Annotated in this window: 16 protein-coding genes; 3 read left to right on the forward strand and 13 right to left on the reverse strand. The window is 65.9% G+C overall.

The window, feature by feature from the left end; all coding sequences use genetic code 11:
• The first annotated feature begins 1 nt into the window (after position 1).
• The 3 genes from ACFPQ5_RS19880 (at position 2) to ACFPQ5_RS19890 (ending at position 2,252) form a co-directional block, all read left to right on the forward strand.
• Positions 2 to 364: a VOC family protein gene (locus tag ACFPQ5_RS19880; RefSeq protein WP_379759838.1), complete on the forward strand. Its 363-nt coding sequence runs from the start codon at positions 2 to 4 to the stop codon at positions 362 to 364.
• 168 nt (positions 365 to 532) lie between these two features.
• Positions 533 to 1,066, forward strand: a complete 534-nt coding sequence (locus ACFPQ5_RS19885; protein WP_379759841.1) for an LPP20 family lipoprotein — start codon at positions 533 to 535, stop codon at positions 1,064 to 1,066.
• Positions 1,056 to 2,252, forward strand: coding sequence for a flagellar assembly protein T N-terminal domain-containing protein (locus ACFPQ5_RS19890; RefSeq protein WP_379759844.1), 1,197 nt, complete (start codon positions 1,056 to 1,058; stop codon positions 2,250 to 2,252). The genes ACFPQ5_RS19885 and ACFPQ5_RS19890 overlap by 11 nt, the downstream gene beginning before the upstream one ends.
• A gap of 166 nt (positions 2,253 to 2,418) precedes the next feature.
• Here ACFPQ5_RS19890 and ACFPQ5_RS19895 read toward each other — a convergent pair whose 3' ends face one another.
• From ACFPQ5_RS19895 to leuS, 13 genes are all read right to left on the reverse strand, one after another.
• The gene (locus ACFPQ5_RS19895) at positions 2,419 to 3,924 is read right to left on the reverse strand and encodes a UdgX family uracil-DNA binding protein (RefSeq protein WP_379760175.1); all 1,506 of its coding nucleotides are present in this window, start codon (positions 3,922 to 3,924) and stop codon (positions 2,419 to 2,421) included.
• Entirely contained in the window at positions 3,921 to 5,153 is a 1,233-nt protein-coding gene (locus tag ACFPQ5_RS19900; RefSeq protein ID WP_379759847.1) for a putative DNA modification/repair radical SAM protein, read from the reverse strand. Before ACFPQ5_RS19900 ends, ACFPQ5_RS19895 begins: the two co-directional genes overlap by 4 nt.
• A gap of 117 nt (positions 5,154 to 5,270) precedes the next feature.
• The gene (locus ACFPQ5_RS19905) at positions 5,271 to 8,033 is read right to left on the reverse strand and encodes a M16 family metallopeptidase (protein WP_379759850.1); all 2,763 of its coding nucleotides are present in this window, start codon (positions 8,031 to 8,033) and stop codon (positions 5,271 to 5,273) included.
• A 97-nt stretch (positions 8,034 to 8,130) separates the two neighbouring features.
• Entirely contained in the window at positions 8,131 to 9,693 is a 1,563-nt protein-coding gene (locus ACFPQ5_RS19910; RefSeq protein WP_379759853.1) for an SEL1-like repeat protein, read from the reverse strand.
• A gap of 7 nt (positions 9,694 to 9,700) precedes the next feature.
• Positions 9,701 to 11,947, reverse strand: coding sequence for an EAL domain-containing response regulator (locus ACFPQ5_RS19915; protein ID WP_379760177.1), 2,247 nt, complete (start codon positions 11,945 to 11,947; stop codon positions 9,701 to 9,703).
• Positions 11,948 to 11,954: 7 nt separating this feature from the next.
• Entirely contained in the window at positions 11,955 to 14,108 is a 2,154-nt protein-coding gene (locus ACFPQ5_RS19920; protein WP_379759856.1) for an HDOD domain-containing protein, read from the reverse strand.
• A gap of 273 nt (positions 14,109 to 14,381) precedes the next feature.
• Complete coding sequence (locus ACFPQ5_RS19925) at positions 14,382 to 15,668, reverse strand: multidrug effflux MFS transporter (RefSeq protein WP_379759859.1); 1,287 nt, start codon at positions 15,666 to 15,668, stop codon at positions 14,382 to 14,384.
• Between the two features lie 13 nt (positions 15,669 to 15,681).
• Entirely contained in the window at positions 15,682 to 16,890 is a 1,209-nt protein-coding gene (locus ACFPQ5_RS19930) for a THUMP domain-containing class I SAM-dependent RNA methyltransferase (RefSeq protein WP_379759862.1), read from the reverse strand.
• A 209-nt stretch (positions 16,891 to 17,099) separates the two neighbouring features.
• Positions 17,100 to 17,513 (reverse strand): CopD family protein, encoded by a 414-nt coding sequence (locus ACFPQ5_RS19935; protein ID WP_379759865.1) that lies wholly within the window; start codon positions 17,511 to 17,513, stop codon positions 17,100 to 17,102.
• Between the two features lie 12 nt (positions 17,514 to 17,525).
• On the reverse strand, positions 17,526 to 18,791 hold the full coding sequence (locus ACFPQ5_RS19940; RefSeq protein ID WP_379759868.1) for a glutamate-5-semialdehyde dehydrogenase: 1,266 nt from the start codon (positions 18,789 to 18,791) through the stop codon (positions 17,526 to 17,528).
• A gap of 151 nt (positions 18,792 to 18,942) precedes the next feature.
• Entirely contained in the window at positions 18,943 to 19,956 is a 1,014-nt protein-coding gene (gene holA / locus ACFPQ5_RS19945; RefSeq protein ID WP_379759871.1) for a DNA polymerase III subunit delta, read from the reverse strand.
• Positions 19,956 to 20,531, reverse strand: a complete 576-nt coding sequence (locus ACFPQ5_RS19950; RefSeq protein WP_379759874.1) for an LPS-assembly lipoprotein LptE — start codon at positions 20,529 to 20,531, stop codon at positions 19,956 to 19,958. Before ACFPQ5_RS19950 ends, holA begins: the two co-directional genes overlap by 1 nt.
• Positions 20,532 to 20,534: 3 nt before the next feature.
• The gene (gene leuS, locus ACFPQ5_RS19955; RefSeq protein WP_379759877.1) at positions 20,535 to 23,180 is read right to left on the reverse strand and encodes a leucine--tRNA ligase; all 2,646 of its coding nucleotides are present in this window, start codon (positions 23,178 to 23,180) and stop codon (positions 20,535 to 20,537) included.
• Between the last annotated feature and the right edge of the window lie 50 nt (positions 23,181 to 23,230).

Consider the following 23,230-nt stretch of genomic DNA (forward strand, 5'->3'; position numbering starts at 1 on the left):
CATGATTACCCACATCAAGTTCGTCAGCATTCCGACCCGCGACCAGGACGCGGCCCTCGCCTTCTACACCGAGAAACTGGGCTTTCGCGTGATCACCGACCAGCCTTTCGGGCCGCAGCGCTGGATCGAACTGCGCGTCGGCGCCTCGGAGACGCGTTTCGTGCTGTTCACGCCGCCGGGCCAGGAAGACCGCATCGGCAGCCAGTTCAACGGCTCGCTGGCCTGCGACGACGTCGAAGCAACTTACCGCCAGCTGTCCAGCCGGGGCGTCGAGTTCGTCTCCGAACCGCAAAAGCAGCCCTGGGGCACCTACGCCATCATGAAGGACCCGGATGGCAACCAGTTCGTGCTGTCGTCGAGCTGAGCAGCTTGCACAAGCGGCATCGAAGCTTGACGGACCGCTAATCCAATTGCGATTTTGCGGATTTTTAGGATAAATATTTCCCTGCGTCCATCAAGATCCGGCGGCGGCGGCCGTTATCCAGAGAGTTGGCGCGCCCGTCGCGCATGCCCTACCTACTCCGGATCCGTCATGAAATTCGCCGCCGTTTTCGCCTTTGCCGCCGCCACGCTGCTGTCCGCCTGCGGCACCGCGAGCATCTTCAAGCCCGTGCCGCCGCAGCCGGTCATCGTCACCCTGAACGCCACCGGCTATGGCGCCGTCAACACCGCCGCCTGCAATGGCGAGTGCGACCGCGTCTCGCCGGCCCAGCGCAAGCTGCTGGCCATGCGCGCGTCGCGCCTGGACGCCTACCGCGCCATGGCCGAACAGGTCTATGGCCTGCGCGTCGAAGGCGGCAGCACCGTTGGCTCGCTCGCGCTCAAGGACGACAGTTTCAAGGTGTATATTGACGCCTTCATCCGTGGCGCGCGCGTGACCAACAGCGTCCAGCGCGAAGACGGCACCTACGAGACGACCGTGGAGATGGATTTCGATACGAATGCGGCCCAGTCCCAAGCTTCCACTCCACGCCCGGCCCAGGCAGTGGCCAAGAACGCCCGCACCCTGGTGGGCAACGCCGGTCCCGGCGCTGCCTACGGCGCGTCGTTCTACCATGCGCAGTAAGCTGCGCTTCATCGGCGGCGCCCTGCTGGCGCTGCTGCTTCACTTCTCCTCCCCCGTCGCAGTTGCTGCGGCCTCCGCGCCGCTCGAGGCCGAAGGCGTCGCCGCGATCGCCAACGGCAACGTGGCGCAGGCGCGCCAGGCCGCGATCCGCGACGCCCTCGAACAGCTGGGCCTGCGCAGCGGCGCCCGCGTCGACGTGGCCGCCGGCGCCTCCACGCGCGGCAAGGCCCTCGACAGCAGCCGCGTCCAGCCTGCTGCCGACTTCGAACGCTACAGCGTGCTGCGCGAATGGCAGACCGGCCAGCTGCTGCACGTGCGCATCGCGGTCAAGGAAGAAGACGCGCGCCCGCGTGGCAGCGTGAACCTCGCCTACAAAAAGAAGATCGTCGTCACGCCTTTCCACGTGCGCCGTTCGCCCCAGCTCGACGACGTCGACGACATCGCCGTCCGCCTGCCGCAGGAACTGCTGCGCCGCATGGCCGCCTCCGGCAAATTCCTCGGCAAGGAAAGCCCCTACGTGATTTCCCCGGGCAGCAGCGGCCCGAGCGCGGATACGGCGGCCGTGCGCCGCATCGCCAACCTGTACGAGAGCCAGTTCGTGATCTCCGGCGAGATCGTCGACGCCAGTAACTTCGACAAGCCGACCCTGTATGGCCTGATCAACAGGAACGCGCGCCGCATCGAAATCGATTTCTATGTGCACGACGGCCTGAGCGGCGCCCTGCTGGCGCGCCGCACGGCCGTGGTGGAGCAGGTCGGCGAGCGCCGCGTCGGCCGCGACAAGCCCTTCGGCAGCGCCAGCTTCGCGGCGACACCGTTCGGCGGCGCGATCCTGCGCGCGCTGGACGAGGGTATTGCCGGCATCTCGGCCGACATCGCTTCATTACCCTTCATGGCCAAGGTGGTGCAGGTGCAGGGCGAGCGCATCGTGATCGACGCCGGCAGCACCTCCTCGGTGGCGCCGGGCGACCAGCTCGTGATCTACCGCGCCGACCCGCGCCAGCAGGTCTACGGCGCCGATCCGCTGGTGCCGCTGGGGACGGTGGAGTCGCCGGTGGGCACGGTGACTATCGTGCAGGTGCAGCCGGGATTTGCGATCGGGACGGTGATGCCGCCGGCCGCGGCGCGGCAAGTCAGCGCTGGCGACATGGTGCGGTTCGATGTCGCGGTGATGCCAGGACGGTAAGGTTTTGTAGGGTGGGCACTCCGTGCCCACGCGGTCGTACCGTGGCAAACCGCACGGTGATCGAAACCGCATCGGCATGCGTTGGCGATCGTCTACGACCATGTTGCGGTATGCATAGGTACAACCGCGTGGGCACAGAGTGCCCACCCTACGTTACGCTACAGTCTCAGGCTGGCGGCTCTTCCGGCGGCCTTTCCAATAGCGACTGCGCCAGTTTCAAGCCATCCACCATCACCTTGAACGCCGCCTGCTTGGTCGCCTCGTCCGGCACACGCAAAATGTACGACGGGTGATAGACGGTCACCACCCAGCGGTCCCCAACGCGGATCGCCTTCCCCAGCGATTCCCCCAGCTTCGCGCTGCCGCTCCCGAGCACCGATTTCAAGGCCGTCGCCCCCAGCGCCACGATCACTTTCGGCTTTACGGCGGCCAGCTCCTTGTCCAGCCAGTAGTGACAAGCCTCGACTTCGCGCTGCGCCGGCGTCTTGTGCAGGCGCCGCTTGCCGCGCGGCTCCCACTTGAAGTGTTTGACTGCGTTGGTCAGATAGATCTCGCGCCGCTCGAGACCGGCGGACGCAAAGACCTGGTCCAGCAATTTACCGGCGGGCCCGATGAACGCCTTGCCGGCCAAATCCTCTTGGTCGCCCGGCTGCTCGCCTACCAGCATGATCTGCGCCTTCTTCGGCCCCTCTCCGCCCACGGCCTGGGTCGCGTACTGCCACAGCTCGCAGCGCCGGCATTCGTCGAGCTTCGAGGGCTGCTGGCGCTCGGGCTGGGCGTCGGCCGGGGCGATCGGGATGGTGGCGCCGCTTTTCCGGCCCACGGCCTGGGCCTGGCCGGTGCTGCGCGCGCCGAGTTCGGCGTTGCTGACCATCTGCGGCACGATCGCGCCCTCGGGCAGATTCTTCCAGAAGCGCGACGGAATATGGCTTTGCATCAGCTGGGCGTTCACGCGCGCGGGATTGAAGATGCTGCGGTAGTAGGTAAGCCAGAGCGCTTCGCCGGCGTCGTCCAGGTCGGCTGCGCTCTTCATCAGGGGGCCGGTGTGGTGCAAGGTCGCGCCGTCCCACATGACGCTGGCCTCGGGCGTGCCGATCATCCAGGTCACGTTGCCCATGCGGTCCTTGAAATGCTCGGCCACTTGCGGCAGCACGTCGTGGCGCGGCTCGAACCAGGCGGCAAATTGCGGCGGCCCTGCCTCCAGCGGACGCTCGCGGAATCGGATATAGGCATGCATGTCGTGCTCCTCGCGGCGCACCGCCTTCACCATCGCATGCAGGCGCGAACCGTCGGCATCGGCCGGCGACTGCACGTCGTGCTCGCCGTGCTGCCAGCGCCAGATGACGCGGTACAGGAAAGCCCAGCGGTCGGGCATGCGGCAGCAGGCGGCCGACTGCAGCATTTCCATCAGCGCGCGCGGAATCGATGGTCTGTTCGGCAGTGCGGGTTTTATGGGGGTCAACCCGGCAGGAGCATTATCGGAAGAAGCCGGTAACTCCGGCGCACCCGAGAACAGGTCGGCGGCATGCGTGCCCACTTCATTCCAGGTCACCAGCTCGGGCGCCACCTCGTGCATGAGGAGATCGCGCGCGGCGCTGCGCCATTCGATGAAGCTGGACACCACCAGCGGCCGGCCGGCGGCTACCATCGCAGAGGCAGCCGCCGCGTTCATGCCGCCTTCAGCTCGGGCCACAAATTCATCTGCTCCTGCGGCGCACCCAGATGACGCCGCAGCAGCTCGGAACTGGCGAGACCCTGCGCCGGCTTGTAGTCGGCCGTGACGACGAAGGGCGCGATCTTCTTCATGCTGCAGCGCAGGCGCGACAGATCTTCCCAGCGCACCCGGCGCAGGCGGCGCAGGTCGACGATGCGCTTGGCATTGCGCAGGCCGATGCCCGGCACGCGCGCGATCATCTCGGCATCGGCGCGGTTCAGGTCCATGGGGAAGTGTTCACGATTGGCCAGCGCCCAGGCCAGCTTCGGATCGACGTCGAGCGCGAGGTTGCCGCTCTTGGGCATCAGCTCGCCCGCGCTGAAGCCGTAGCCGCGCAGCAGGAAGTCGGCCTGGTACAGGCGGTGCTCGCGCAGCAGCGGCGGCGGCGCCAGCGGCACGCTGTCCGGGCTTTGCGGGATCGGGCTGAAGGCCGAGTAGTACACGCGTTTCAGCTTGTAGCTGCCGTACAGGGTTTCGGCCGTGTTCAGGATGGTTTGGTCGTCGCTGGCGTCGGCGCCGACGATCATCTGCGTGCTTTGCCCGGCCGGCGCGAAGCTCGGCGCCTTCGGCTCTTCCGCTTTCTCATCCAACTTGCGCCGGATGGAACCCATCGCCAGCTTGATCGTGTGGACGTTCTTTTCCGGCGCAAGGCGGGACACGCTGTCGTGGGTCGGCAGCTCGATGTTCACCGATAAGCGGTCGGCATAGCGGCCCGCTTCGGCGATCAGGGCCGGATCCGCGTCGGGAATCGTCTTGAGGTGGATGTAGCCCCGGAAATTGTGCTCTTCGCGCAGAGTGCGCGCAACGGCCACCAGCTGCTCCATCGTGTAGTCGCTCGACTGGATGATGCCGGAACTGAGGAACAGGCCGTCGATGTAGTTGCGCAGATAGAAATCGTGGGTCAATTTCACAACTTCGGCCACCGAAAAGCGCGCACGCGGGACATTCGAGGTACGGCGGTTGACGCAGTACTGGCAGTCGTAGACGCAGAAATTGGTGAGCAGGATCTTCAGCAGCGAGACGCAGCGGCCGTCGGGCGTATAGCTGTGGCAGATGCCCATGCCGGTTGTGGCGCCGATGCCGCCGTCGTTACCGTCGGAAGCACGCTTCGGCGCCCCGCTGCTGGCGCAGGAAGCATCGTATTTGGCGGCGTCCGCCAGGATTTCGAGCTTGTCGGAAAGTTTCATCGGAGTGGAGAAACTGTATGGTTGTACAGTATAAACCACTCCATGTATGGACGGCGCGCGACAGCGGCCGCAGGCGGGACAAAGCCAGTTCAATGTCCCGCCAAAGCTACTGCAATCTTACCGGATTGGCTTGCCGTCCTGGTCTAGCACGATCACCTCTCCCCAGCCCAATGCACGGATGCCCGGTTCGACCTTGCGCAGGTCGCCGATCACCATCCAGACCACCTCGTCCGGCTGGACGAACTTGCCCGCGGCCTGGCCCAGCTGCGCCGGCGTCAGGCCTTTCAGCCTGGCTGAATACGTGCTCCAGTAGTCCGCCGGCAGGTTCAGGTTGACGCTGGCCAGCGCCGCGCTTTCCAGCGCGTTCAGGGTCTCGAAGCGGCCGGCCAGGCGCGAGGTCATGTTGCGCATGATGCTCTCGTATTCGGCGCCGGCCAGCGGACGCTCGCCAGCCACGCCTTTCACTTCCTTCGCCACTTCGCGCATCGCCTCGACGGTCTTGTCGGTCTGTACCGGCGCGATCGTCATGAAGCTGCGCTGGCCGCGCACTTCGCTCAGGCGCGCAGTCGTCCCGTAGCTCCAGTGTTTATCGAGGCGCAGGTTGCGGTTCAGGCGCGAGGTCGCGATGCCGCCGAAGTTGTGCATCACCGGCTCGATGGCCAGGTCTTCCGGCTGGCCGTAAGGCAGCGACAGGTGGGCCGCGACGATGGTCGATTGCGGCGCGTCCGGCTTGTCGATCAGGTACAGCTTCTTGCCAGCGGTCGCAGCGCCGACCGCCATGGTCTTGGCCGGCGCCGTACCGGCGGCCCAGCGGCCGAACGAGGCCTCGAGGGCCGGCAGCAGCTTGTCCATCGTGGTGTCGCCGGCCACGACCAGGGTCGCGCTGCCCGGCTTGAACCAGTTCGCATGCCACTGCGCCAGGTCGTCGCGCGTGATGCTGTCGACGCTGCCCGCGTAGCCGCTGGCCGGCTTGCCGTAGGCGTGCTCCTGGCCGTACAGCAGGCCCGGGACGAGGCGCATGGCGAGGCTGGTCGGTTGCGCCTTTTCCTGGCCGATCTGCGCCAGGCGGCGCGTCTTCTGCAGCGCGAACTGGTCTTGCGGGAAGCTCGGCGTCAGCGCCGCTTCGGCCATGATGGCCAGCGACGGCGCCAGGTTGGCGGACGTTGCCTGCAGGCGCACCAGCGACTGGTCGGCGCTGGTACCCGTCGCCAAGCGCGCGCCCAGGTTTTCCAGCGCGTCCGACAGCGCAAAGGCGTCGCGCGTCCTGGTGCCCTTGTCGAGCAGGTCGAGCGCGAGCGAGGCGGCGCCGGCCTTGGCGCCGCTGTCGGACGCCACGCCGGCGTCCACCGCCAGCGTCGCGTTCACGATCGGCGCCGTGTGGCGTTCGAGCAGGATCACCTTCAGGCCATTCTTCAGCTGGGCGCGCTGCATGGCCGGGAATTTCACGTCCGGCGCCTCGCCCAGCCCAGGCAGCACCTTGCGGTCGAGCGTCGATTTGACGGCCGCCAGCTTGGCGAACGGACGCACCGTCATCGTGTAGTGGTTCGCGCGCAGCCAGCGGTTGCCGGCAGCTTTCACGTCGGTCGGAGTGGCGTTCGCCATCCGTTCCAGGCGCGCGAGATACGCGTCGGGCGAACCGCCATAGGTCATGCTCTCGGCCAGCACGTCGGAGCGGCCGCCGAAGCCGCCCAGGCGCTCGATGCTGCGCGAGAAGTCGGACAGGTTGCGGGTTTTTACGCGCGCCAGTTCGGCCGCGGTCGGGCCCTTGGCCAGCAGGTCGGCGACGATGACGTCGATCTCGCGTTCCACTTCGAGCGGATCGGCGCCCGGCTTGACAGTGGCGACGATCGTGAACGTGCCGCCCAGTTCGGCGTCGTTGACGGAAGCGCCGACGCTGGTGGCCAGGCCCTTGTCGTAGACCAGGCGCTTATCCAGGCGCGCGCTCTTCGAGCCGGCCAGCACGTCGGCCAGCAGCACCAGGTTCGGCGTATCGAGGCTCTTCCAGTTCGCCGCATGCCAGCTGCGGTAGATGCGCACCTGCGGCACGTGGTCTTCCATTTCGTCGCGCAGGTTGCGGTCGAGTTGCGGAATCCAGGTCTCGGTGCGCGGCAGCGGCGGGCCCGGCGGGATCGCGCCGAAGTACTTGTTGACCAGCTCGAGCGCGCGCTCCGGCGTGATGTCGCCGGCCAGGGAAATCACCGCGTTGTTCGGGCCGTAATACGTGCGGTACCACTCTCGGATGTCTTCCAGCGAGGCGGCCGACAGGTCTTCCATGCTGCCGATGGTGGACCACGAATACGGGTGCGAGTACGGATACATCTTGGCGCCGATCTCGTTGCGCACGCGGCCATACGGCTGGTTCTCTCCCTGCCGCTTCTCGTTCTGCACCACGCCGCGCTCGCGCTCGAGCATCTCCTTCGAGATGTAGTTGCCGAGGAAGCCCATGCGGTCCGATTCGAGGAACAGGGTGCGCTCCAGCGCCGACACCGGCACGTCTTCGAAGAAGTTGGTGCGGTCGGTGTTGGTGGTGCCGTTGCGGTTGTTCGCGCCCAGGTCGTCCATCGCCTCGCGGAAGCCGTGCGGGTAGTTCTCGGAACCGTTGAAGAAGAAGTGTTCGAACAGGTGGGCGAAGCCGGTCTTGCCGCGCTTCTCGTTGCGCGAACCGACGTGGTACCACATGTTCACGCCGACCACCGGCACGCTGTGATCCTCATGCACGACCAGGGTCAGGCCGTTCGGCAGCACGAATTTTTTATAGTTGATCGCGTAGGCCTTGCGGTCGAACTTGAAGGCAGGGGTGGCGGCGGGTGCGGCGTGCGCGGGCAGCGCGGCGCTCGAGGCGAAGGCAAGGGCCAGCGCGGCGAGAAGCGGTTTGTTCATGGGTCTCCGTGGGGAAGGTGTCGTTGTTGTGGGGCGTATTCTAGCGGCGCCCGCCCCGACCCGGAACCGATTTCAGGTATGCATGCCTACGGCGTTCTCAGGCGGTTTCCTGCAGCAGCGCCAGCTGCTCCGCGCTCATGCGCGCCGTGATCCGCTTCAGGTAAGGCGCGGCGCCCGGAATGCCGGCCGCCGCAGCCCGCGTCAGCCAGTCGTGCGCCTCGAATTCATCGCGCTGCGCGCCCTGCCCCGCCGCATACATCACGCCCAGGTTGAACTGCGCGCGCGCATGGCCCTGGCGCGCCGCGCACAGGTACCAGAAGTGGGCCGCCTCGTAGTCGCGTTCGACGCCGTGGGCGCTGTCGTAGCGCAGCGCCAGCGCGAACTGGGCCAGCGCGTGGCCCTGGTCCGCGGCCTTGCGGTACCAGTGGGCCGCTTCGCGCGGATCGCCCGTTTCAATGCGATCGAGCAGCACGCCGACCATGTGCTGGGCTGGCGCATATTCCTGGTCGGCCGCGCGCCGGTACCAGTACAGGGCGCGCGCGGCATCGGCCGCCACGCCGTTGCCGGCCTCGTAGCGCAGGCCGAGGTCGAACTGGGCGCGCAAATGCCCCTGCTCGGCCGCCTGGGCGTACCAATGGACCGCCTGCTCCGAATCCTGCTCGACGCCGCTGCCGGCGTCGTACAGCTGGCCCAGGTGATACTGCGCGGCGGGCAGGCCCTGGCTTGCGGCCTGGCGGTACCAGTGCGCGGCGCGCACCAAGTCGCGTTCCACGCCTTGCCCGTGTTCGTAGCGCAGCCCGAGGTTGTCCTGGGCCGCGGCGTGGCCCTGTTCGGCGGCGCGCCGGTACCAGCCGAGGGCCGCCGCTTCGTCGCGCGCCACGCCGTGGCCGCTGTCGTAGATCAGGGCGAGGTTGAATTGCGAGCTGGCGTGGCCCTGTTCGGCGGCGCGCCCATACCAGTGAATCGCCTGCCGGCTGTCCTGGTCGACGTCCTGGCCCTTGTCGAAGCGCAGCGCGAGGTTGAACTGGGCCGGCGCATGGCCCTGCAGGGCGGCGCGGCGCAGCCAGTCGAGGGCCAGGCGCGGATCGCGCGCGAGGCCCTGGCCGCTGTCGTAGCGCAGCGCCAGCGCGAACTGCGAGCGCGCATAGCCCTGCTCCGCCGCGCGCCGGTACCAGCCCAGCGCCGCGTCGATGTCCTGCGCCACGCCCTTGCCGCCCTCGTACATCATGCCCAGATTGTGCTGGGCGCCGGCGTCGCCTTGGCTTGCCGCCTGGCTGAACCAGTGCAGCGCCTGCGCCACGTCGACCGGCGTGCCCTGCCCCTTCGCATACAGCCAGCCGAGGTTGTACTGGGCCGGCGCGTAGCCCTGGCTCGCCGCGCAGCGGTACCAGTACAGCGCCTGCGCGTCGTCCTGCGGCAGGCCTTGTCCCTTCTGGTACATCACGCCGAGGTTGTACTGGGCCTGCTCCAGGCCGGCGTCGGCCGCCTTGCGGTACCACTCCACGGCGAGCGCGTCGTTCTTCGCCACGCCCTGCCCGTTCACGTACATGAAGCCCAGGCTGTGCTGGGCACTGGCGACGCCGCGCTCGGCCAGCGCCCTGACACGAAGGAACTCGGCCGTGTGGCGCTCGCCCGTTTCAGGCACGGTCGCGGTCTCCATGGGAGAGTCAGGCGCGCAGCGCGCGCGGTGCGGGGAACACGGCGCCGTGGCCGCTTGCCGGCAGCGTGGCCGGCGCCTGGGCGCGCAGCACGCCGATAAAGCTGGACAGCGAAATCGGGCGGTGGAACAGATAACCCTGCATCGTCTCGCAGCCGTTGGCGCGCAGGTAGTTGGCTTGCGTCTCGGTCTCGACGCCTTCGGCCACCAGGTGCAGGTTCAGGCCGCGCGCGATCGAGATGATCGCCAGGATCACCGGATAGTGACCGTCCGGATCGTGGATCTCCTTCACGAAGGACTGGTCGATCTTCATCGTGTGGATCGGGAAGCGGTGCAGGTAGGACAGCGACGAGTAACCCGTGCCGAAGTCGTCGATCGCGACCGACACGCCCAGCTGGCACAGTTTATTCAGCTGCTCGATCGCGTACTGCGGGTTGCGGATGCAGATGTTCTCGGTGATCTCGACTTCGATCTGGCCCGGCGAGATCCCATAGCGCACCAGCGCGCCGCGCATCTTCTCGAAGAAGTCGCCGCGGTCCAGGTATTGCGGCGACAGGTTCAGCGAGAGGCGCACCGCCTGGCCGCTGGCCAGGTTCCATTGCAGCATGTCGCGGCACAGGGCGCCGATCATCCAGTCCGAGATCGGCAGCATCAGGCCGTTCTCTTCCGCGAAGGGCAGGAACTCGCCGGCCGACAGCAGGCCGCGCGTCGGATGGTTCCAGCGCATCAGCGCTTCGGCGCCGACGATGCGTCCGCTGGTCGAATCGATCTGCGGCTGGTAGTACATCTCCAGCTCGTTGTGCTCGAGCGCGCGGCGCAGCGCCTGCTCCAGCGCGATCTTCTGGTGCGACACGTCCAGCATCGAGTCGTGGTAAAAACTGTGGCCGTTCTTGCCGAGCGCCTTGACCTGGTACATCGCGATGTCGGCATGGCGCAGCAGTTCGTCGATCGATTCGCCGTCGCCCGGATAGATCGCGATGCCGATCGAAGCCGAGATGTGCACTTCGTGGCCATCGAGGTCGAAGGGACGGTGCAGGCTTTCCAGGAATTTGTCGGCGATGATGCGCGCGTCGTCGCGGTCGCGCAGTTCCGGCAGCACGATGGTGAATTCGTCGCCGCCCTGGCGCGCCAGCGTATCGCCCTTGCGCAGGCAATCCTTTAAACGCACCGCCACCTGCTGCAGCAGCTCGTCGCCCTTGACGTGGCCGAGTGTATCGTTCACCAGTTTGAAACGATCGAGGTCGATGAACATCACGGCCAGTTCGGTCAGCTTGCGCTTGGCCTGGATCACCGCGAGGCCGAGACGGTCCTTGAACAGGATGCGGTTCGGCAGGTCGGTCAGGATGTCGTGGTAGGCCTGGTAGGAGATCACCTCTTCGGCGCGCTTCCTGTCCGTGATGTCGCGCGCGACGCCATAGGTGCCGAAGAACTCGAGCTTCTGCACTTCGCTGTCGGGCACGTGCATGCCGATCGAGTTCAGCGAGATCGTCATCAGGGTGTTGTTGAAGGTGCGGTCGCCGCTGTTGCTCTTGGCGCCGCGGCACTTCAGGCGCAGCTCGACGTTGCGCGATGCCCGCTCATCCACCCGTCTCTCGTTGAAGACGTAGCGCGCGCGCTCCAGGTCTTCGTCGTGCACCAGGATCGAGTAGTGTTTGCCGATCAGCTCATCGCGCGAGAATCCCAGTAACTGGTAGGCGCGGTCGTTCACGAAAGTAAAACGGCCTTCGTGGTTCAGCGTATAAATGATGTCCGGCGAGCTGTCGACCAGGTAGCGGTACATCTTCTCGGAGTTTTCCAGCTGCTGGGCCATGAGGACGTTGCTCGATGCCAGGCGGCGCTGTTCGAGCGCATTGCCCACGGTCTTGAGCAGCTCTTCGCGGCTGTAGGGCTTGCGCAGGTAGTCGTAGGCGCCGCGTTTCAGCGCGCCGATGGCCGCGTCGATGCCGACTTCGCCGCTCATCACGATCACGTCGGAACCGACGGCGCGCTCGTTCATGAAGTCCATGATCTCGTGGCCGCCGATGTCGGGCAGACGCAAGTCCAGCAGCACCAGGTCGAAGCGGCTGCGCGACAGGTGGGCGATGGCTTCGCTGCCCGAGCTGGCCGTCGTCAGGTCGTAGCCGCGGTCGCGCAGCAGTTCGTAGAGCGAGGCGAGCAGGCGCGGCTCGTCGTCGACCAGTAACAGGCGTGGCAGCTGCGCGCCCTCTCCATGCGCGATGGACAAGGCCGGATCCCCGTTGACGCGATACTCGTTCATCATGACCTTATACAGAACCCAAGGCGCGCGCCGTCAAGGCCGGCGCGGCGCTGGCGCCGGACCATGCCGGCAGCAGAATTTCGAATGCGGTGCCGCCCCTGCCGCTGCGGCAGGCGATCTGGCCGTTCAGTTTTTTCACGAGACCGTGCACGATCGACAGGCCGAGACCGCGGTGCGCGCCATCCTTGGTGCTGCGCACGGCCGAGAACAGGTTCGCCATCACCTCCGGCGCCAGGCCCGGGCCGTTATCGAGCACGGCCAGTTCGACGTAGAGCTTGCGCTCGCGGTGCACATGGCCGCGGTTGACGATCTCGATGCGCCCGCCGCCGCTGCCGCCCAGGGCCTCGACCGCGTTCTTCACGAGGTTGACCAGGATCTGCTTGAGCAGGTCGGCTTCGCCTTCGACCAGGCGCGCGTCCTCGCCCAGCGAGGTGGCGATCTGCACGTTCGGGGGCACGAACTGGCCGGCGCGGAACAGGCGCACCACGTCCTCGGCGACCTTGGCGACGTCGAGCGGACGCGGGCCGCCGATTTCCGGCTTGAGCTCGGCCAGGCTGCCGATCAGCTGGCCGACGCGGTCGATCTCTTCGTTCAGCACCGACATCTCGGTGGCGACCGGTTCCTGGCGCGCGAGTTTGCTGTCGAGGACACTCAGGTAGTTCTTGATGATCGACAGCGGGTTGTTCACCTCGTGCACCACGCGGCGCGAGGCTTCGCGGTATTCGTCGGCCACGCTGGCGAGCTGGCGGCGCGCGTTGCCGCGTTCCGATAGCGCCGTTTCCAGCGCGGTGGCGGCCTGGGCGCCGAAGGACTGCATGAAGCGCTCGCGCTTCTGGCAGCCGGGCACCTGCCAGGCCTTGATCCCGCCTACCATCACGCCCAGGCAGCGGTTGCCGGCCACCAGCGGCAGGCAGACCAGGCTGTCGGTGCCGAGCATGCGCAGCAGCTGTTCCTCGGCGAGGCCGAGCGGCTGGCCTTCGCGTCCGATGTAGGCGGTACGGCGGGCCAAGGCGGCGCCGGCGATCGGGCCGCCCTTGTTCAGCGGGATCGCAAATTCCGCGATGCGCTGGGTGCCGCCGCCGGGCGCGCCGATCAGCATCTGGCCGGTCGGGTTCTCGAGCAGGATCACCGTGTTGTCGAAGTCGAACAGGATGCGCGCCGAACGCGTCATCGATTCGAGCAGGTCGGATTCTCCCTGCTGGCGCGCGAAGGTCTGCCCCACTTCCGACACCAGCACCAGGTTGCGCACCTCTTCCTGCAGGCGCTGCTGGACCGGGTCGACTACCGGCGCCACGTAGGCGGGCGGCGTGGGAATGTCGTCGGCGCCGGCCAGGTCGATGCCGAGATGGATCGCGGCCTTGTCGACCTGGCGCGCGGCGCCGGCCAGCATGGCATCGAGTTCGCCCTCGTCCAGGCCGCACAGGGCGGCGCCGTCGGCCAGCGCCGTGCGGTCTTCCGGATGGTGCGACATCAGGTGCGCCAGGCGCACGATGCGGATCAGCGGATGGGCAGACTCCAGGCGCTCGCTCGACTCGTGGTGGTACAGGACGGCGTCGGCCAGGAAGGAATCGAGCTGCCAGCGCTCGACCAGCCAGGCGCCCGCTTCGGCATGGGTGATCTGCAGCGTGCGCTGCTCGACGGCGCACAGGTCCTCGTCGTCGCGCGCGGTGAAGTTATAGGCGTATTCCTTGGGCGCCGTGGCCAGCAGGGCCAGGCGGCCGACATTGTGCAGCAGGCCGGCGAGATAGGCTTCTTCGAGATGCGGGTAGTCGATGCGGCGCGCGACGTCGCGCGCGATCACGGCCGCGGCCAGCGAGCGCTTCCAGAAGGCGCGCAGGTCGGTGCTGCCCGAATGGGGGAAGCTGTTAAAGGTCTGGAATACGGAATCGCTGATGACCAGCGTCTTGATCATGTCGGTGCCGAGCGCCACCAGCGACTGCTCGAGGTTCACCCCGCGCACGTTGCGGTGGTAGGCCGAGCTGCTGGCCACGGCCAGCAGTTTCCCCGTCATCCCCGCGTCGTTGGCGATCAGGGCGGCCAGCTCCGGCATGCCCAGGTCGTCGGCCTGCAGATGCTCGATCAATTTCACGAGTATCTGCGGCATCGCCGGCAGCCGGGCAATCAGCAGGCGATTGCGGATATCCTGGTCTGGTTGGTGCATTGTCTCAAGCGAGGACGCCACTGAACGAGGTTTCGGGGTGGCGCTCCAGATGACAGAGCTACCACAACATGACATTCATGCATCTCCGAATCAAGAGGATAAAACGTGTTTTGATTCAGAAATAAAAAGCCGTCTTAGCATATATACATTTCTGATCGGGAACAATACTTTCTGTAAAAAGTGTGTACTTTGCCTCATGAATGATGCATACGTGGGACGTTTTATTGCCTCGCAGTCAATAAAGTATTGTCGACTTGCCGCCTGGCAATCAGGTCAGGGTTGTTGGCGCTTGCGTGCCTGAATGCGCCGGTAGTGGCGCGAGGTGGTCCAGAAGGCCAGCGCCAGCAGGGCAAAGCCCGCCTGCCCCAGCGCCAGGGCCAGTACCGAATGCGACAGCGCCGGCGCGATCACGCCGGCCACCACGGCCCCCAGCAGGGTCGAGACGAAGGACTGGCAAGAGGCGACCGTGCCGCGGATGTGCGGGAACAGGTCGAGCGCCAGCAGGGTGGCGCCGGGCGCGATGATCGAGCTGCCGAAGGTGAAGAAGAACATCGGCAGCACGGTCCACGGCAGTGCCGGCGGATACTGCAGGTGGTAGGCGACATTGAATGCCACGGCGCCCAGCATGAAAGCGAAACCGAGCAGGATCTGGCTTTCGAAGCTCTTCTTTCCGGCCATGCGGTTGGCCGCCATCGAACCGAGGAAGATGCCGCTCACGGTCGGCACGAACAGCCAGGCGAACTGGGAGGGGCCGAGGCCCAGGTGCTCGGGCAGCAACACGGGCGACGCGGTAATGTAAAGGAACAGGCCGGCGAAGTTCAGGGCCGTGACGCCCGCCTTCATGTGGAACAGGAAGGAGCTGAAGATGGCGCCGTAGCTCTGCGCCAGGAAGCGCGGATTGAAGGGCTGGCGCCGCGCGGGCGGCACCGTTTCCGGCAGGTGCTTCCAGCATACCCAGCCCAGCAGCACCGTGTAGGCGCACAGGGCCAGGAAGATCGCGCGCCAGTCGAACCAGGTGACGATCCAGCCGCCCAGCACCGGCGCCAGGGCCGGCGCGATCGAGAAGATCATCGTTACCATCGACAGCAATCGCGCCGCCGGCGCATCCGAATACAGGTCGCGGATGATGGCGCGCCCGACCACCACGCCCGCCCCCGCCGACACGCCCTGCATGATGCGGAACACCCACAGGTAGTGGACCGTGGACGCCGCCGCGCAGCCGAAGGTGCCGATCGCGAACACGACCAGCGCCACCAGGATCACGTTACGCCGGCCGAAGGCGTCCGACAGCGCGCCGTGCCACAGCACCATGCCGGCAAAGGCCAGCATGTAGGCCGTCAGCGTCTGCTGCACCTCGATCGAGGAGGCGTGCAAATTCGCCATGATCTGCGGGAAGGCCGGCAGGTAGGCGTCGATCGAGAACGGTCCGAGCATCGACAGGCCGGCCAGCAGGGTCGCCAGGCCGCCTGCGGAGAGCATGACGATCTTGTGCGGGGCCGGGAGCGGCACCGGGACGACGGGGTCTTTCGGCAGCTGGTCGGGGTCGGACGGTGGCAGCATCGGTTCGGTCCTGTTATTGGTCCGTCTTCGGCTTGGCTTCTTCGCGGCGGTTGTAACCGGCCACCATGTCGAAGCGGAACAGGCGGCATTCCAGGGCGCCGTTGAAGAACGGGGTCTTGCGCGCTTCCTTCAAACGCAGCAGTTTGGGCAGGGACAGGTCGGCCGTGAACAGGAACACGGTCCAGCCGGCGAAGCGCTGCTTCAGGGTGGTGCCGAGCGCCGAATAAAAACTCACCGCCATCTCGTCCTGCGGCATCGTCGAGTCGCCGCGCACGCCGATGCGCTCGCCGTAGGGCGGGTTGGTCAGCAGGATGCCGGGGCCCTCGACCGGCGGGCTCACGTGCTGGGCTTCGATCTGCTTCAGCGGCACGTCGAACAGGATGCCGGCAATCTTGAGGTTATGGCGGGTCATGGCGACCATGTCGCCCGAGATGTCGGAGCCGAAGATGGTCGGCTCGCTCGGCAGCGGATTGGCCTTGATGGCCGCCTTCATCTCCTGCCAGGCTTCGCGCTCGAAGTCGGCGAATTTTTCGAAGGCGAAGCGGCGGCGCGCGCCGGCTGGGATGCCCTGCACCATCTGCGCCGCCTCGATCAGGATCGTGCCCGAACCGCACATCGGGTCGAACAGGGGCACGCCCGGCTTCCAGCCCGATACGCGCAGCATGCCGGCGGCCAGGTTCTCGCGCAGCGGCGCGTTGCCCGTCTCTTCGCGCCAGCCGCGCTTGAACAGCGCTTCGCCCGAGGTGTCGAGGTAGATGATGAAGTTGCGCTGGTCGAGGAAACCGACGATGCGCATGTCCGGCTCGCGCGTGTCGACCGACGGGCGCTTGTTGAACTGGTCGCGGAAGCGGTCGCAGATCGCGTCCTTGATTTTCAGCGTCGTGAACTCGAGGCTCTTCAGCGGGGATTTGACGGCGGTGACGTCGACGCGGATCGTGTGGTGCACGCCGAACCAGTCTTCCCAGGGCTGCTCGAGCACGAGGTCGTAGATGTCGTTCTCGTTCATGTAGCTGCGCTGGCCCATGCGCATCAGCACGCGCGAGGCGATGCGCGAGTGCAGGTTGATGCGGTAGGAGTCGACCAGGGTGCCCGAGCAGTGCACGCCGCCGGGCACCTGGTTGTGGACTTTCAGTGTCGGGCTGTATTGCTGGGCGATTTCAAGGAGTTCTTCGGCCAGCGCCGCTTCCATGCCGCGTGGGCAGGGGCAAAAATAGGAGGTCATGGGGGTACCCTTTGTCCGTTGATAAAAAAGTAAAAGCCGGAAGCGCCTGCGCTGCCGGCCGAAAAAATGTTGTGTTCTCGCGGACGAGCCGGTGATGCTCACACGGTGTACCGCGTGGAGTCGGGACTCCACCCTACCGTAGGGTGGAGTCCCGACTCCACGCGTTCAACGCACGGGCGCGTCTCGCGGATGACTTCTGGATCGAAAAATTAGAATGGCTTCACGACCACCAGGATCACGATCAGCATCAGCAGTACGACCGGCACCTCGTTAAACCAGCGGAACCAGGTATGGCTGCGCTTGTTCACGCCGCCCTCGAACTTCTTGAGGATCGAACCGCATGCATGATGGTAGCCGATCGCCAGCACCACCAGCGCCAGTTTCGCGTGCAGCCAGCCGCCCTGTATCCCGAAGCCCAGCCATAGCCAGAGACCCAGCAGCAGCGCCGGAATCATCAGCATGGTCGTGAAGCGGTACAGGCGGCGCGCCATGCCCAGCAGGCGGGTGGTGGCGGTGGCGTCGGTTTCCTGCGCCAGGTTGACGAAGATGCGCGGCAGGTAGAACAGGCCGGCGAACCAGGAAGCGATGAAGACGATGTGAAAGGCTTTGATCCAGAGGTACATGCAGGTCCTTTATTAACTACGTATTTCGCCGTGGCCGAACACGACGTACTTGAGTGAGGTCAGCCCTTCCAGTCCGACCGGGCCGCGCGCGTGCAGCTTGTCGTTCGAGATGCCGATCTCGGCGCCCAGGCCGTATTCGAAGCCGTCGGCGAAGCGGGTCGAGGCGTTCACCATCACCGAAGCCGAGTCGACTTCGCGCAGGAAGCGCAGCGCCGCGCTGTAGTCTTCGGTCACGATGGCTTCGGTGTGCTTGGACGAATAGCGGTCGATGTGATCCATCGCCTCCTCGATGCCTGCCACGACCTTCACGGCCAGGATCGGGGCCAGGTATTCGGTGCTCCAGTCTTCCTCGACGGCTGCGCTCAAGTGCGGATAGCCGGCCAGGATCGCCTGCGCTTCGGCGTCGGCGCGCAGCTCGACTTCCTTGGTCTTGTAGAGCTCCGCCAGCTGAGGCAGCACGGTGGGCGCGATCGAACGCGCGACCAGCAGCGTTTCCATCGTATTACAGGTGCCGTAGCGGTGGCACTTGGCGTTGAAGGCGATCGGCAGCGCTTTCGCGAGATCCGCCTTGTCGTCGATGTAGACGTGGCAGATGCCGTCCAGGTGCTTGATCATCGGGACCGTCGCTTCCTCGATCAGGCGCGCAATCAGCCCCTTGCCACCGCGCGGGACGATGACGTCGACGTACTGCGGCATCGTGATCAGGGTGCCGACGGCGGCGCGGTCGGTAGTGTCGACCACCTGCACCGCGTCCAGCGGCAGGCCGGCCTTATTCAGGCCTTCGGTGACCAGTTTCGCCAGCGCGCGGTTGCAGTGGATCGCTTCCGAGCCGCCGCGCAGGATCGCCGCGTTGCCGCTCTTGATGCACAGGCCCGCCGCATCGACCGTCACGTTCGGGCGCGCTTCGTAGATGATGCCGATCACGCCCAGCGGCACGCGCATCTGGCCGACCTGGATGCCGCTCGGGCGCGACTTCATGTTCGAGATCTCGCCGATCGGATCGGGCAAGGTCGCGATCTGGCGCAGGCCTTCGACCATGGTCGTGATGGCCGATGGCGACAGGGCCAGGCGGTCGAGCAGCGCGGGCGCCAGGCCGGCGGCGCGGGCGGCGTCGAGGTCGAGCTGGTTGGCGGCGGAGAGCGCCGCCGCTTCGCGTTCGATGGCTTCGGCAATGTAGAGCAGCGCGCGGTTGCGCGTCGCCCCATCGGCGCGCGCCATCGCGCGCGACGCCGCGCGGGCGTTGCGGCCCAGCGTGTGCATGTAGTCGGTGATGTCCATCGTTGGTTCCGTTTGCGTTAAACGTTCATGGGAAGAATGTGAGATATGCGTAGGGTGGGCGCCCCGTGCCCACGCGTGAACGATGAACAGACGCGACGTCGATTAAGGCCAACACAGCGCACGCGTCACGCGTGGGCACGGAGTGCCCACCCTACCTGGCCACCTTCAACGCCAGCTGCAGCATCGCATCCCACGCATCCCCCGCAAAGGCCTTGGCCCTTAATCCCTTGACCATCTTGTCCACCTGAGCCGCCTCCTGCAGCGCAGCTTCCAGCACAGGCAGGGAGATGCGGCGCAAGGCCGGATCCATCATCCGTTCGCGCGGGCCCCAGATGCGGTATTCCTTCAGCAGCGCGCCGAGCGGGCGCCCCTGCGCCATCCCGGCTTTCAATTTTAGCAGCGTCCGGATTTCTTCGGAGACGGCCCACAAGACCAGCGGCAGCGCCTCGCCCTCCCCTTTTAAACCCTCGAGCATGCGCGCCAGGCGCGACGGGTCGCCCATCAGCATCGCTTCCGACAGTTTGAAGACGTCGTAGCGCGCCACGTTCAGCACCGCGTCCTGCACCTGCTCGAAGCTGAGTTTGCCCGGCTCGTGCAGCAGGCCCAGCTTCTGGATTTCCTGGTGCGCGGCCAGCAAATTCCCTTCCACGCGGTCGGCGATGAAGTCGAGCGCGGCGCGGTCGGCGCTCTGCCCTTGCGCGCCCAGGCGCATGCCGATCCAGCCCGGCAGCTGCGCCCGTTCGATGTTCGGGATCTCGATGTAGACGGCGGCCTGCTGCAGCGTCGCCACCCACGAAGCCTTGGCCGTCTGCCAGTCGAGCTTCGGTAGCGTGATCAGGGTGAGGTTGTCGGGACTGAGGTCCTTCGCATAAGCCTGCAGGGCGGCGCTGCCGTCCTTGCCGGGCTTGCCGCTCGGGATGCGCAATTCGATCAGCTTCTTGTCGCCGAACAGCGACAAGGCCTGGTTCGCCGCCAGCAGTTCGCCCCACTTGAAACTGCGCTCGACGGTGAGCACGTCGCGTTCGGTGTGGCCGGCCGCGCGCGCGGCGCGGCGGATTTTATCGGCCGCTTCCAGCGCCAGCAGGTGCTCGTCGCTGGTGATCACGTACAGCGGCGCCAGCCCCTTCGCCAGATGGGGCTCGAGCGCTTCAGGCCTCAATTGCATTACTGTCCCGCCGGGCTCGTTGCGCTGGTCGTGCCGGCGGTACTGGCCGCGGGCACCGATGCCGGCGGCTTGAGCGCGGCCAGGCGGCGCATGATCTGCTGCACCAGGTCGGACTGCATGTCGCGGTACAGCAGCGCTTCTTCGCCTTCCTTGGCCAGCAGGGCCTCTTCGCTGAAGGCGAGGTTGCGGCGCAGCGCGATCTCGGTCGGTCCCAGCAGCAGGTTGCCGGTCGCGTCGCGCACCTGGAACACCAGCGTGTAGGTCAGCAGGTATTCGCGCACGCGGCCCAGGTTGTTCAGCGACAGGACCGCCTTGTTGCGCGCTTCGGAGAGGACTTCGAAGCGCGCCTGGGCGCCCTGCTGGGTCGGCGAGATCACGACGCGGTCGCCGGCGCGCAGGTTGCGCCTGAGCTCATTGCCCAGCGACGACGTATCCGGGAAGGCCAGATAGATGCTGGAGAACGGCATATTGTAGGCGCCGTTCGAGCCACGCAGGTGGAAGCCGCAAGCCGTCAGGCTTGCAGCCAGCAGCAGCGCCGCACCTGCGCGCTTAAGGAAAGGGAAATGAGCGCGCATGGGTCAGACCACGATGTTGACGAGTTTGCCGGGCACGACGATGACCTTCTTCGGCGTGCCTTCGATGAACTTCTGGACCGCTTCGGAAGCCAGCGCCGCCGCTTCGATCGCCGCCTTGTCGGCATCCTTCGGCACCTTGACGGAACCGCGCAGCTTGCCGTTCACCTGGATCATCATCTCGATCTCGGACTGCTCCAGCGCGGCGGCGTCGACTTCCGGCCACTGCACGTCGAGGATGTCGCCGTGGACCTTGGCGTAGCCGAGTTCCTGCCACAGCGCGTGGGTGATGTGCGGCGCGACCGGGTTCAGCAAGCGCAGGAAGATCGAGAAGCCTTCGGCGATGACTGCGTCCGACGCGGCGCCTTCGGCCAGCTTGGCCGACTCCAGCGTGTTGAGCATCTTCATGCAGGCCGAGACCACCGTGTTGTACTGGATGCGTTTGAGGTCGTAGTCGGCCTGCTGCAGCACCTTGTGCACTTCGCGGCGCAGGGTCTTCTGGGCGTCGTCCAGCGCCACACCGGCAAGGCTGCCCGCCAGGCCGGCGGCGATGCGCTCGCGCTGCGCGTAGCCGTAGGCCCACACGCGGCGCAGGAAGCGGCTCGCGCCTTCGACGCCGCTGTTCGACCATTCCAGGGTCTGCTCCGGCGGCGACGCGAACATCGTGAACAGGCGCGCGGTGTCGGCGCCGTACTGCTCGATCTGCGCCTGCGGGTCGATACCGTTGTTCTTCGACTTCGACATCTTCTCGGTGCCGCCGATGATGACCGGCTGGCCATCGGCCTTCAGGACCGCGTTCTGCGGACGGCCCTTGTCGTCAAAGGTCAGCTCGACGTCGGCCGGGTTGAACCAGGTCTTCTTGCCCGACGCGTCTTCGCGATAATAAGTCTCGTTCAGGACCATGCCTTGCGTGAGCAGGTTGACGAAGGGCTCGTCGAATTTCACCAGGCCGAAGTCGCGCATGACCTTGGTCCAGAAGCGCGCGTACAGCAGGTGCATGACAGCGTGTTCGATGCCGCCGATGTACTGGTCCATCGGCATCCAGTAATCGTTGCGCGCGTCGACCATGGCCTCGTTCGAGCCCGGCGAGGTATAGCGCATGTAGTACCAGGACGAATCGATGAACGTATCCATCGTGTCGGTCTCGCGGCGCGCAGGCTTGCCGCACTTCGGGCAGTCGCACTTCAGGAAGGCTTCGTCCTTGTTGAGCGGATTGCCGGTGCCGTCCGGGACCAGGTGCTCGGGCAGCACGACCGGCAGGTCCTTCTCAGGAACCGGCACCGTACCGCACTCGGCGCAGTGGATCATCGGGATCGGCGTTCCCCAGTAGCGCTGGCGCGAAATGCCCCAGTCGCGCAGACGGAAGGTGACCTTCTTGTCGCCCAGCTCCTGCGCCGCGAGGTCGCCCGAGACCGCATTCACAGCCGCAGTGTAATCGAGGCCGTCGTACTTGCCCGAGTTGATGGTGCGGCCGTGTTCCTTGTCGCCGTACCACTCCTGCCAGCCGTCCAGCGAATATTCCTGGCCTTCGACGGCAACCACCTGCTTGATCGGCAGCTTGTACTTCTTGGCGAATTCGAAGTCGCGCTCGTCGTGGCCCGGCACGCCCATCACGGCGCCGTCGCCATAGGTGATCAGCACGTAGTTGCCGACCCAGACCGGGATCTGCTCGCCGGTGACCGGGTGCGTGACAACGAGGCCGGTCGGCATGCCCTTCTTCTCCATCGTCGCCATGTCGGCTTCGATGACGGAACCGAGCTTGCATTCAGCGATGAAGGCGGCCAGCTCAGGATTGTTTTTCGCGGCGTGCTGGGCCAGCGCGTGTTCCGGCGCCACGGCGCAGAAGGTCACGCCCATGATGGTGTCGGCACGCGTCGTGAAGACGTAGAGCTTGCCGTCGTTGATCAGTTCACCGGCGTCGTCCATGACGACGTGCGGGAAGGCGAAGCGCACGCCGACCGATTTGCCGATCCAGTTGGTCTGCATGGTGCGCACGCGCTCCGGCCAGCCCGGCAGCTTGTTGTCCACAAAATCCAGCAACTCGTCGGCGTAGTCGGTGATGCGCACGTAGTACATCGGGATTTCGCGCTTCTCGATCGGCGCGCCCGAACGCCAGCCCTTGCCGTCGACGACCTGCTCGTTGGCCAGCACGGTCTGGTCGACCGGGTCCCAGTTCACGGTGCCGGTCTTCTGGTAGATGATCCCTTTTTCCAGCATCTTGAGGAACATCCACTGGTTCCACTTGTAGTATTCCGGCTTGCAGGCGGTCATCTCGCGCGACCAGTCGATGGCCAGGCCCATCGATTCCATCTGCCCGCGCATGTGGGCGATGTTCGAATAGGTCCACTCGGCCGGCGGCACATTGTTGGCCATTGCCGCGTTCTCGGCCGGCATGCCGAAGGCATCCCAGCCCATCGGCATCAGCACGTTGTAGCCGTTCATCCGCAGGTAGCGGTACATCACGTCGTTGATCGTATAGTTGCGCACGTGACCCATGTGCAGCTTGCCGGATGGGTAAGGCAGCATCGAACAGGCGTAATACTTGCCTTTCGGGAAACGTGGATCGTGCTCGACAGCCTTGTAGGCATCGATCGATTTCCAGTACGCCTGCGCGGCCTGTTCAACTTCGGCGGGACTATATTTATCTTGCATGATGTTCTGCGGACGGAATGTGGGAAGGATGGAAAGCGGAGCTTTAGCAG

It is taken from the genome of Massilia suwonensis (assembly GCF_042655665.1).
In the GTDB taxonomy this organism is placed as follows: domain Bacteria; phylum Pseudomonadota; class Gammaproteobacteria; order Burkholderiales; family Burkholderiaceae_D; genus Telluria; species Telluria suwonensis.

What these genes read in the sequence shown, in the direction of transcription:
- ACFPQ5_RS19880 (WP_379759838.1), top strand. Translation starts at nt 2, where the DNA reads ATGATTACCCACATCAAGTTCGTCAGCATTCCGACCCGCGACCAGGAC.
- ACFPQ5_RS19890 (WP_379759844.1), top strand. Translation starts at nt 1,056, where the DNA reads ATGCGCAGTAAGCTGCGCTTCATCGGCGGCGCCCTGCTGGCGCTGCTG.
- ACFPQ5_RS19920 (WP_379759856.1), bottom strand. Translation starts at nt 14,108, where the DNA reads ATGCACCAACCAGACCAGGATATCCGCAATCGCCTGCTGATTGCCCGG.
- holA (WP_379759871.1), bottom strand. Translation starts at nt 19,956, where the DNA reads ATGCAATTGAGGCCTGAAGCGCTCGAGCCCCATCTGGCGAAGGGGCTG.
- ACFPQ5_RS19950 (WP_379759874.1), bottom strand. Translation starts at nt 20,531, where the DNA reads ATGCGCGCTCATTTCCCTTTCCTTAAGCGCGCAGGTGCGGCGCTGCTG.
- ACFPQ5_RS19925 (WP_379759859.1), bottom strand. Translation starts at nt 15,668, where the DNA reads ATGCTGCCACCGTCCGACCCCGACCAGCTGCCGAAAGACCCCGTCGTC.
- ACFPQ5_RS19885 (WP_379759841.1), top strand. Translation starts at nt 533, where the DNA reads ATGAAATTCGCCGCCGTTTTCGCCTTTGCCGCCGCCACGCTGCTGTCC.
- ACFPQ5_RS19905 (WP_379759850.1), bottom strand. Translation starts at nt 8,033, where the DNA reads ATGAACAAACCGCTTCTCGCCGCGCTGGCCCTTGCCTTCGCCTCGAGC.
- ACFPQ5_RS19930 (WP_379759862.1), bottom strand. Translation starts at nt 16,890, where the DNA reads ATGACCTCCTATTTTTGCCCCTGCCCACGCGGCATGGAAGCGGCGCTG.
- ACFPQ5_RS19935 (WP_379759865.1), bottom strand. Translation starts at nt 17,513, where the DNA reads ATGTACCTCTGGATCAAAGCCTTTCACATCGTCTTCATCGCTTCCTGG.
- leuS (WP_379759877.1), bottom strand. Translation starts at nt 23,180, where the DNA reads ATGCAAGATAAATATAGTCCCGCCGAAGTTGAACAGGCCGCGCAGGCG.
- ACFPQ5_RS19910 (WP_379759853.1), bottom strand. Translation starts at nt 9,693, where the DNA reads ATGGAGACCGCGACCGTGCCTGAAACGGGCGAGCGCCACACGGCCGAG.
- ACFPQ5_RS19940 (WP_379759868.1), bottom strand. Translation starts at nt 18,791, where the DNA reads ATGGACATCACCGACTACATGCACACGCTGGGCCGCAACGCCCGCGCG.
- ACFPQ5_RS19915 (WP_379760177.1), bottom strand. Translation starts at nt 11,947, where the DNA reads ATGAACGAGTATCGCGTCAACGGGGATCCGGCCTTGTCCATCGCGCAT.
- ACFPQ5_RS19900 (WP_379759847.1), bottom strand. Translation starts at nt 5,153, where the DNA reads ATGAAACTTTCCGACAAGCTCGAAATCCTGGCGGACGCCGCCAAATAC.
- ACFPQ5_RS19895 (WP_379760175.1), bottom strand. Translation starts at nt 3,924, where the DNA reads ATGAACGCGGCGGCTGCCTCTGCGATGGTAGCCGCCGGCCGGCCGCTG.